Annotated in this window: 7 protein-coding genes and 1 pseudogene; 5 read left to right on the top strand and 3 right to left on the bottom strand. The window is 58.7% G+C overall.

The window, feature by feature from the left end; genetic code table 11:
• From KTN04_RS16190 to KTN04_RS16180, 3 genes are all read right to left on the bottom strand, one after another.
• The coding region (locus KTN04_RS16190) for a DUF1302 family protein (protein WP_328515996.1) at window positions 1-203 on the bottom strand (203 nt) is incomplete at its 3' end.
• Between the two features lie 18 nt (window positions 204-221).
• Entirely contained in the window at window positions 222-1,613 is a 1,392-nt protein-coding gene (locus KTN04_RS16185) for a DUF1329 domain-containing protein (RefSeq protein WP_217336264.1), read from the bottom strand.
• A 410-nt stretch (window positions 1,614-2,023) separates the two neighbouring features.
• Window positions 2,024-3,361, bottom strand: coding sequence for a spinster family MFS transporter (locus KTN04_RS16180; RefSeq protein ID WP_217336263.1), 1,338 nt, complete (start codon window positions 3,359-3,361; stop codon window positions 2,024-2,026).
• 166 nt (window positions 3,362-3,527) lie between these two features.
• On the opposite strand from KTN04_RS16180, the gene KTN04_RS16175 reads away from it, so the two are divergent.
• The 5 genes and pseudogenes from KTN04_RS16175 to KTN04_RS16155 all read left to right on the top strand — a co-directional run.
• Complete coding sequence (locus KTN04_RS16175; RefSeq protein ID WP_217336262.1) at window positions 3,528-4,610, top strand: MBL fold metallo-hydrolase; 1,083 nt, start codon at window positions 3,528-3,530, stop codon at window positions 4,608-4,610.
• 30 nt (window positions 4,611-4,640) lie between these two features.
• On the top strand, window positions 4,641-6,335 hold the full coding sequence (locus tag KTN04_RS16170) for a class I adenylate-forming enzyme family protein (protein WP_217336261.1): 1,695 nt from the start codon (window positions 4,641-4,643) through the stop codon (window positions 6,333-6,335).
• A 79-nt stretch (window positions 6,336-6,414) separates the two neighbouring features.
• Window positions 6,415-8,022 carry a FadD3 family acyl-CoA ligase gene (locus KTN04_RS16165; RefSeq protein ID WP_217336260.1) on the top strand — a complete coding sequence of 536 codons (1,608 nt, stop codon included), beginning with the start codon at window positions 6,415-6,417 and terminating at the stop codon, window positions 8,020-8,022.
• 121 nt (window positions 8,023-8,143) lie between these two features.
• Window positions 8,144-8,590, top strand: coding sequence for a nuclear transport factor 2 family protein (locus tag KTN04_RS16160; protein WP_217336259.1), 447 nt, complete (start codon window positions 8,144-8,146; stop codon window positions 8,588-8,590).
• Window positions 8,591-8,803: 213 nt separating this feature from the next.
• Window positions 8,804-8,885: pseudogene (locus KTN04_RS16155) on the top strand (electron transfer flavoprotein subunit beta/FixA family protein); the annotation flags it as partial.

Raw genomic sequence — 8,885 nt, 5'->3', positions numbered from 1 at the left:
TCGAAGTTGCGGTTGCCGCTGGACTGCATGTAGCCCACGTCGGAGCGGTCTTCCAGACGCACACCGGTGCCATAGCTCAGGGTGCCTTTCCAGTCTAGGGTCAGGCCGTTGCCCATATCGATGCTTTTACCGGCCTGGGCCTGGCCGGCTACACCCGCTGACAGGATGGCGAGTGTCAACAGGTTGCGTTTGAATGCGTGCATGAACGTGTTCCTCGCAGATCAGTGGGCGCGACGACGCAGCGCGGCGGGCGTGTACATTTCCGGTTTGAGGCCACCGGCATTGAGAATCGGGCCTTTTTCCAGATCCTGGAACAGGTTGTAGGCAACGTAGCCGCCGCTGTTCAGGTCATGGTAGAAACTGGTGCCCGCATGCCAGGCCTTCATATCGTAGGCGTAGTAATAATTCAGCAGCGCATGCATCACCAGTTCCTCACGGGTGTCGTAGTAGTCGCTCATGACGCTGTGCCAGGTATCTTCATCCAGGAACATCACGCGCTTGCCATACTTGTGGCGGTGGGTGTCCTTGAGCGTGCCTTCCAGTACCCAGACGCGACGCAATTCGTAGCGCATCAGGTCCGGATTGGGGTGATTGGCGGTCAGTAGCTCATCGTAAGACACGCTTTCCTCATGGATACGGTAGGCGTTGGCCGGGACATAGATCTCGCGCTTGCCCTTGACGGTCCAGTCGTAGCGCTCGGGGGAGCCGTTCATCAGGCGGTCCTGATCGATGGTGATCTTGCCAGAGGTGCCGGCGGCGGGGGTGTCAAAGCCGAACTCGGGCAGCTGGCGCACACGACGGGTGCCGGGATTGTAAGCCCAGGCCAGGCGCTGGCCCTGAGCAAAGTTCATCGGCTCAACTGACAGGCTTTTCTTGCCCTTGTCACGGGTTGGCAGCAGCGTGCCGGTGAAACTATAAGCCATGATGTCACTCACAGGCTCACCGATGCGGTCCGGCAGGGTGATGACGTTCAGAGTGTTGTTCTGCGTTTGGCCCCAGGTGATGTCACCCTCGGTGTTCACGTCGGCCAGGTCGCGCACTTCCATGACTTCCGTGAAGGCGCGGTACGGATAATTGTGGTTCGCCAGGACCTGCATGGCCTTGTGTTCACCGCTGGGAATGGGGAAGGGAATCGGTCCCATATAGCCCTTGAAGCCCATGCCGCCGTCAATGGATTCGGCTTCCAGAGCATTCTTTTTAGCAACTTCACAGATTTCGTCGGGATAGCGGAAATCACGACGACCCGGGTAGACCGGAATACGGTAGGTATCCGGGAAGCGTTCCAGCAGTGCAATTTGACCTTCCGTCAGGTTTTCCCGGTATTGTTCCCAGTTGCTGCCGGTAATTTCAAACAGAGGTTTGTCGTCGGGGTAGGGATCAATCGGGTGTTGGCCGACATGGGGCTCATAATCAATACCGGGAGGTGTTCCAAGCCATTTACCGGAGAAGGGGGGAATCGTACCGGCTTCATTACCGGCGGCGATACCGCCCATGCAGGTAAGCTCGTTACCCAGTTTGGCCGCCTCTTCAGGCGAAACCTTGGCATAAGCGGTGGCTGACAGGGTAAGTGCAATAGAAACCGCGATGGGTTTTAACAGTTGCTGCTTTCTCATTTTGCCTCCTATAACCCTGAGCATATTTAAATGTAATGCATCAGGTGGCAGTGGGTTTTATTGTTGTTGTATGGCCATTGTTTTTTATTGGAGAACGTTTCGATACCCATAAATGGACTATGTTTGATGAAACCCTCAAACGGACTATGAAAAAAACAGCAGGTCAGGATAGGCCATCGCTCTACGTTCTGGCGTTTCCATATATAACCCAAAGTTGTATTAGTCATTCAAAATGGTCGGGGCAGCAGTATAGGGTGTGAGAGCAGCAGAACGGCACAATCCATGCCGTACAGAAATCGGGTATGCAATGGTTGAGGTTGATCGTGCTCGGAATGACACCGGCAGGGTGGCTCAGAGCGGATTCGTGATAGAACCGCTCTGAACCGGGGATGGCAATTAAGGAAGGGGGATCAGGCCAGGCTGGCGTCCAGTTGTTGCAGGCGCGTGTTGTAGGGCTTGATGGCCATCATGTAGAGCGTGGCCGTGACCAGCAGCAGGCAGAGAATCGTCACCAGTGCCCAGCGCAGGCCGTCCGGTCCCATTGAGCGGGTATACATGTCGCTGAGCAGGCCCGACAGGAAAGGACCGAACCCGGCCCCGATCAGCGTCATGAACAGGTTCAGGAAGGCGGCCCCGAGCGCGCGCTGTGAGCTGGTCAGCAGGTGGCTGACGGCGGTGAAGGTCAGGGAGGGCCACCAGCCCTGGAAAAAGCTGAACCCGGCACAAAACAGCATGGCATAGGGTACATTCATGCCCGCCACGGTAAAGCCGGAACTTTGTGGCCACAGCAAAAAGCCGATGCCCATGGGCAGACTGATCAGAATGCCGATTAAGGGCAGGCCCAGCTGCCATGAGGTGTTGCGCCGAATCATGCGGTCACAGAACCAGCCACTGAAGATGGCGCCCACGGCCGCCGAAACGCCACTGGCAATGCCGAACAACAGACCGGCCTGCGCCAGCGGCATCTCGTAGGTGCGCAACAGGAAGGTGGGGGCCCAGATGCCGTAACCATAGCCGACCATGCCGGTCATGCCGCAGCCGAAGCAGAGGTACACGAATGAACGGACCTGGAAAATACTCTTGATTTGATCCTTGATATTGATATCGCGAGCAAGCGCTGCCTGGCGTCGTTCTTCGGCGCTATCAAACACGCCTCGGCCCGGATCTTTGGTAAACAGCCAAAGGGTCGCTGCAATGAAGATCCCCGGCAGGCCGAACACGATGAAGGTTGTACGCCAGCCATAGGTCTGGGCGATATAACCACCGGCCACCATGGCGACGAGAATACCGATATGAGGCCCCAGCATGAAAATACTCATGGCCAGTGAGCGGCGCGATTTGGGGTAAAGATCAGCCACCATGGAGACGGACGGCGCCATACCCCCGGCCTCGCCGACGGCAACCGTCATGCGTGCTACCAGCAACTGCCAGAAGCTGGTAGCCATGCCGCAGGCCATGGTCGCCAGGCTCCACAGGCCGCAGCAGACCGAGATCATGACACGGCGATCCGTACCACGGTCAACCATGCGGCCCAGGGGAATACCCAATACGCCGTACAGCACGGCAAAGGCGAGGCCTGTCAGTAGGCCCATCAGGGTATCCGATGCGCCGAACTCCTGTTTGATGGGCTCCAGTACGATGGCGATTGCGTGCCGGTCGATGTAGGAAAACACATACACCAGCGCGAGTAGGGCCAGCATGAAATGGCTTTGGGTGCCGGCGCGGTGAGGGGGTGGCATGACTGACATGGGAACGCTCCGTTGGACTTTTTTATTTATTCTTGACGCTTTTTTTTATTTTGCGCATCGTCCTTTTGGACGTAGATTTCATATTTTCTGTAAGCTTTTATTAATATAAGTCCATGGGGTTTTAAATGATTATATCCATGGTTAGCGCCAATGTGAAGGAGGTTGCATGCGTGAAGAAAAGTGCGAAGAAAACCCCGAACAGCGTCGACATGCCGAGCGTGCAGCACTCGATTATCCATTTGAAACACCGGCCGGTAATACACCGTTAATCGAAATATGTACCGGTGTTTATTGGGCGCGGATTCCCATGCCCATGGCATTGGATCACATCAATGTATATCTATTGGATGATAAGGATGGCTGGTATCTGGTTGATACGGGTCTGAATACGGATGCTTCAAAAACGGTCTGGAAACAACTGGTTGAGTGTCATTTCAAGGGCCGACCTCTAAAAGGCGTTATCTGCACGCATTTTCATTATGACCATGCGGGTCTTGCCAGCTGGCTCATGCAGGAATATTCAGCACCATTATATATGACGCATGGTGAATATTTTACTATGCGGGCGCTCGCCAGCTCGGCGGCAGTGAACGACCGTCAATGCCAGCGTGATTTTCTACATCAGGCCGGCATGCCGGTGGCGGCTGTCGATAAAATCATGGGGTTGTATGGCAATGACCCCTTTATCCCGGAATTTCCGCGTCGCTATATTCGCATTCGTCAGGATGATGAGCTGGTCATTGGCGAGCGTCGCTGGCGCATTGTCATCGGGGAAGGCCACTCCCCCGAACATGCCTGCCTGTACTGCGAAAAGGATGCGCTGTTGATCTCCGGTGACCAGGTGCTGCCCTCGATCAGTTCAAACGTGCTGGTCAGTGATGTCGAGCCGGATGCCAACCCCCTGCGCAATTGGCTTCGCTCCCTGGAGCGCCTGCGGCAGCTGTCGCCTGACTGTATTGTCATGCCGGCGCACGGACAGGTGTTTACCGGGCTGCACACCCGCCTGCAGCAGCTGTCGGCACATCACTATCGCCAGTTCGGCGTGCTGGAACGCTTTGCCGCCGAGGCAGGCGTGTCGGGTTTTACCGCCTGGGACGCCATGCATATCCTCTTCCCGCGCGAGTTGAAACCGATGGACATGATGCTGGCCATTGGCGAAACCCTGTCACATCTGAACTATCTGGTGGACGCCGACGTGTTCGTGCGCCGCCGCGTTGCAGGTCAGCCGGACCGCTACCGCCTTGCATAAAACTTCATAATTAAAACAAGAGAGTGATTCATGAATGCAATCATGCGTGACACGACCTCGATTCGTGAACAGTTGACGGCCAGTGGTGCCCCGTTCGAGCTGGATGTGCTGACCACTGTCACCGGCGAATACCGCGTCTACAAGCATGCGCCAGCCAACCTGGCCGAAGTGATGCGCCAGTCGCGCCGCCAGAGTGCCGACTGTTTCATGGTGTACCGGGACATGCGCTGGAGCTACAACGATTTCAATGATCATGTCGATGCGCTGGCATCATGGATGCATCAACGGGGCGTGGGGCAGGGTGCTCATGTGGCCATTGCCATGCGCAACCGGCCGGAGTGGGCGGCCGCTTTTGTGGCGGTGGCGAGCCTGGGCGCGGTCCCCGCGCTGTTGAACAGTTTTGGCCAGACCGGTGAATTGCGGGCCGCCCTGGAGGATATCAACCCGTGCCTGCTGGTGTGTGATGCCGATCGTCTGACCCGCATCGGGCTGGATTACCTGGGTGACTCGACCCCCATTATCGTGGTTGATGAAAGCCCTGCAGATGCTGCCGACAATGTGCATGCCTATGAACAGGTGGCTGCCACGCCCGTGCAGACATTGCCGGAGGTGATGCCGGCTCCCGAGGATACCGCGTTGATCCTGTTTACCTCCGGTGCCACCAGTCGCGCCAAGGCGGTGGTCTCCAATCATCGAGCGGTCTGTCAGGCCCTGTTCAATATCGACTATATCAGTGCCTTTACGGCGATGACCTCACCGGCGGCGATTGAGCGCATTCAGGCCATGGGCCGTCCGCCGGTGATACTGACGGCGGTGCCGCTGTTTCATGTCAGCGGACTGCATGCCCAGCTGCTCACCGCGTTGCGTGCCGGGCGTCGCCTGGTGTTCATGCACAAGTGGGAGCCCAAAGCCGCCATCGCGTTGATGCAGCAGGAGCAGGTGACACAGTTCAACGGCGCGCCCTCCATGGTGATGCAGCTGCTGCGCGAGGCGGATTTTCACACTGAAGCCGTCAAGGGCGGACTGGCCGGGTTAGGGCTGGGCGGCTCGGGGCTGCCGCAGGGGCTGATCGATGAGGTGCTGGATAGCGTCAGCGAACAGCTGGTTGGCAACGGCTATGGCATGACCGAAACCAATGGTGTGGGTGCCGCCGTGTCCGGTGATCTGTTCCGGCTGTACCCGGATGCTACCGGCCTGGTATCACCCCTGACGGAGGTCAGAATCCTGACGCCTGCCGGTGACGAGGCCGCCGTAGGCGAAAACGGTGAAATTTGCCTGCGCTCGATCACCCTGATGGACGGTTATCTGGGGAACGAGGAGGCCACCCGTGCGGCGCTGCAAGAGGGCTGGCTGCGTACCGGGGATCTGGGGCATCTCGGGATCGGGGGCTTCCTCTATGTGGTCGACCGGCTCAAGGATGTCATCAACCGAGCGGGCGAGAACATCGCCGCTGCCGAGGTCGAGTCCTGCCTGCTGCAACACCCGCTGGTGCAAGAAGCCGCCGTGATGGGGGTGCCGGATGAAGAGACCGGCGAGGCGGTTGTGGCCGCCGTGGCCATTGTGCCCGGAGAGGCGCTGGCCGAGGCGGAGCTACAGCGCTTTGTCGCCGAACACCTGGCGTCCTACAAGGTGCCGTCCATGATCGCCATCCAGCAGGAAACGCTGCCGCGCAATCCGGCCGGCAAACTGCTGAAACAGCAGATCAAACAGCGGCTGATGTCCTGAGTCACAGCGATACGCCCAGCTCATTTCCCAGGATTCACCGGTTCCAGTTCGCTGGGACCGCTCAACACGAGTATTTGCCATGACCATGATGCAGACCCCTGATATTGTGCCCCTGCAAGCACAGACCATTCCCGAGCTGCTGCAGACAGCGTCCCGCCGCTTTGCCGGCATTACCGCCATTGAAGACGGTGCCGAACGGATCGATTATGCCGACCTGGCCACACGCGCCCGGGATGTTGCCAGGGGGCTGATTCAACTGGGCGTGGCGCCGGGCGACAGGGTCGCTGTTTGGGCGCCCAATTGCGCCCGCTGGGTGCTGGCCGCACTGGGTCTGCAGATGGCGGGGGCCGTGCTGGTGCCGATCAATACGCGCATGAAAGCGGCCGAAGCTCTCGACATCATCAAGCGCAGCGGCAGCCGCATTCTGTTCAGTGTGGGCGATTTCCTCGGCACCGATTACCCGGCCATGCTGGCTGATGCCGGTGACGAATTGCTCGACACCACGGTGGTGATGAGCGAGCGCACGGGGCCGACGTTGGCCGGCACGCTGGCATGGGAAGCGTTCATTCGGCATGGGGCAGCGGTCACCGAGGCGGCCGTCGACGAGCGCATCCGCCAGCTGACGACGGATAGCCTGTCGGACCTGATGTTTACCTCCGGGACGACCGGGCGACCCAAGGGGGTTATGAGCGCCCACGGGGCCGCGTTGTCCGCCTTCGCCGAGTTCGTGCGTGTGCTCGGTATGAAACCGGGTGACCGCTACCTGATTATCAATCCCTTTTTCCACGCCTTCGGCTACAAGGCCGGATGGCTCAGTTGCCTGCTGACAGGCGCGACCATTGTGCCGCACGCGGTGTTTGATGCCGATGCGGTGTTGCAGCGGATCGAGCGTGACCGCATCAGCGTGTTGCCGGGGCCGCCGACGCTATACCTGTCGCTGCTGGCCAACCCGGATCTGGCCCATCATGACCTGAGCAGCCTGCGTGTGGCGGTGACCGGCTCGTCATCGGTGCCGCCGGTCCTGATCGAGCGCATGCGCCATGAGCTGGGGTTCGAGGTCGTGACCACCGCCTACGGTCTGACCGAGTGCGGTGGTTTTGCAACGATCTGCGACCCGAGCGACTCCGCCGATACCATCGCCAATACCAGTGGCAAAGCGATACCGGGCACCGAGGTGGTCATCATGGATGAAGCGGGCCGCCGGTTGGCGGCGGATGAAAGCGGTGAAATCTGCGTGCGTGGCTTCAATGTCATGCAGGGCTACTTCCAGAATCCCGAGGCCACGGCCGAGGCGATTGATGCTGATGGCTGGCTGCATACCGGTGATATCGGCAGCCTGAACGCTCAGGGGTACCTGCGCATCACCGGTCGTCTCAAGGACATGTTTATCGTGGGTGGTTTCAACTGTTACCCCGCTGAGATCGAGGCGGCGCTGGTGGAGCATCCCGAAGTGGCCCAGGCGGCGGTGATCGGGGTGCCGGATGAGCGCATGGGGGAGGTGGGCTGTGCCTTCATCGTGCGGCGCCATGGCAGCGATCTGGATACGTCACGCCTGATACAGTGGTCACGTGATCAGATGGCCAATTACAAGGTGCCGCGAGTGGTACGCTTTGTCACCGAGCTGCCGGTCAACGCCTCCAACAAGGTGGACAAACTGATGCTCAAGCGTGAATTCGACCGGGCTTGAGCGTTCCTGCCGGCTAGTGCAGATGGTCGATGAGAGCCTGGCCGGCGGGCACTAGCCTGAGAGGGGAAATTGTCCCTGCACATACATGGGGCCACTCAAGGCGCCTCCACAGGAGTTCAGTATGTCACAGCCCGCGCATGTCCAGATTTGCAACCTGCTATACCGCTATGGAGAATTGATCGATGAAGGCCGCTTGACGGAGGCGGCTGCGCTGTTCAGCCACGCGCGGATCAAGACCGGCCATCAGGGGGAGCCGCTGAATGCCGAGGAGCTGCTGCAGCTATGGCAGTCCATTATCCGGCTGTATCCCTGCGGTACGCCCAGAACGCGACACAACATCACCAACCCCATTGTGGAAATTGACGAGCAGGCAGGCAAGGCGCGTTGTCGTTCCTGCTATACCGTGCTGCAGGCAACCGATGCGCTGCCGCTGCAACCGATCATGACGGGTCGCTATTTCGATGAATTTGTCTGTGTGGAGGGCGAGTGGCGCTTTTCCTGGCGTGATTACACCCGTATCGGCCTGGTGGGTGACCTGTCCCAACACCTCAAAAACTTCAGCCTCTGAGATATGCCGGCCGCCGTTGCGCGGCCGGTGTTGTTATCGTCATGCGTGCAGCGTCAATAAAACCCTTTTTTAATCAATAAGTTGAATTTTTCATTGTGTCATTTCGTTAGTCTTCTTGGACGATGGCGGGTGTGGCCGGGTGCGATAGGCTCATATGAGCTGTCCGGCCTGGACAGGCCACCTACTGCGGCCGAGTAATGCGAGGAATTGAACATGAAAGTACTGGTACCGGTTAAGCGCGTCATCGACTACAACGTCAAGGTGCGCGTCAAGTCCGATGGCTCCGGCGTGGATC

The sequence above is a fragment of the Marinobacterium weihaiense genome (assembly GCF_019061305.1).
Taxonomy (GTDB): Bacteria; Pseudomonadota; Gammaproteobacteria; order Pseudomonadales; family Balneatricaceae; genus Marinobacterium; species Marinobacterium weihaiense.
The sequence above is the reverse complement of the archived record's forward strand: the minus strand, read 5'-3'. Positions and strand labels throughout refer to the sequence as shown.

What these genes read in the sequence shown, in the direction of transcription:
- KTN04_RS16175 (WP_217336262.1), top strand. Translation starts at nt 3,528, where the DNA reads ATGCGTGAAGAAAAGTGCGAAGAAAACCCCGAACAGCGTCGACATGCC.
- KTN04_RS16165 (WP_217336260.1), top strand. Translation starts at nt 6,415, where the DNA reads ATGACCATGATGCAGACCCCTGATATTGTGCCCCTGCAAGCACAGACC.
- KTN04_RS16185 (WP_217336264.1), bottom strand. Translation starts at nt 1,613, where the DNA reads ATGAGAAAGCAGCAACTGTTAAAACCCATCGCGGTTTCTATTGCACTT.
- KTN04_RS16170 (WP_217336261.1), top strand. Translation starts at nt 4,641, where the DNA reads ATGAATGCAATCATGCGTGACACGACCTCGATTCGTGAACAGTTGACG.
- KTN04_RS16180 (WP_217336263.1), bottom strand. Translation starts at nt 3,361, where the DNA reads ATGTCAGTCATGCCACCCCCTCACCGCGCCGGCACCCAAAGCCATTTC.
- KTN04_RS16160 (WP_217336259.1), top strand. Translation starts at nt 8,144, where the DNA reads ATGTCACAGCCCGCGCATGTCCAGATTTGCAACCTGCTATACCGCTAT.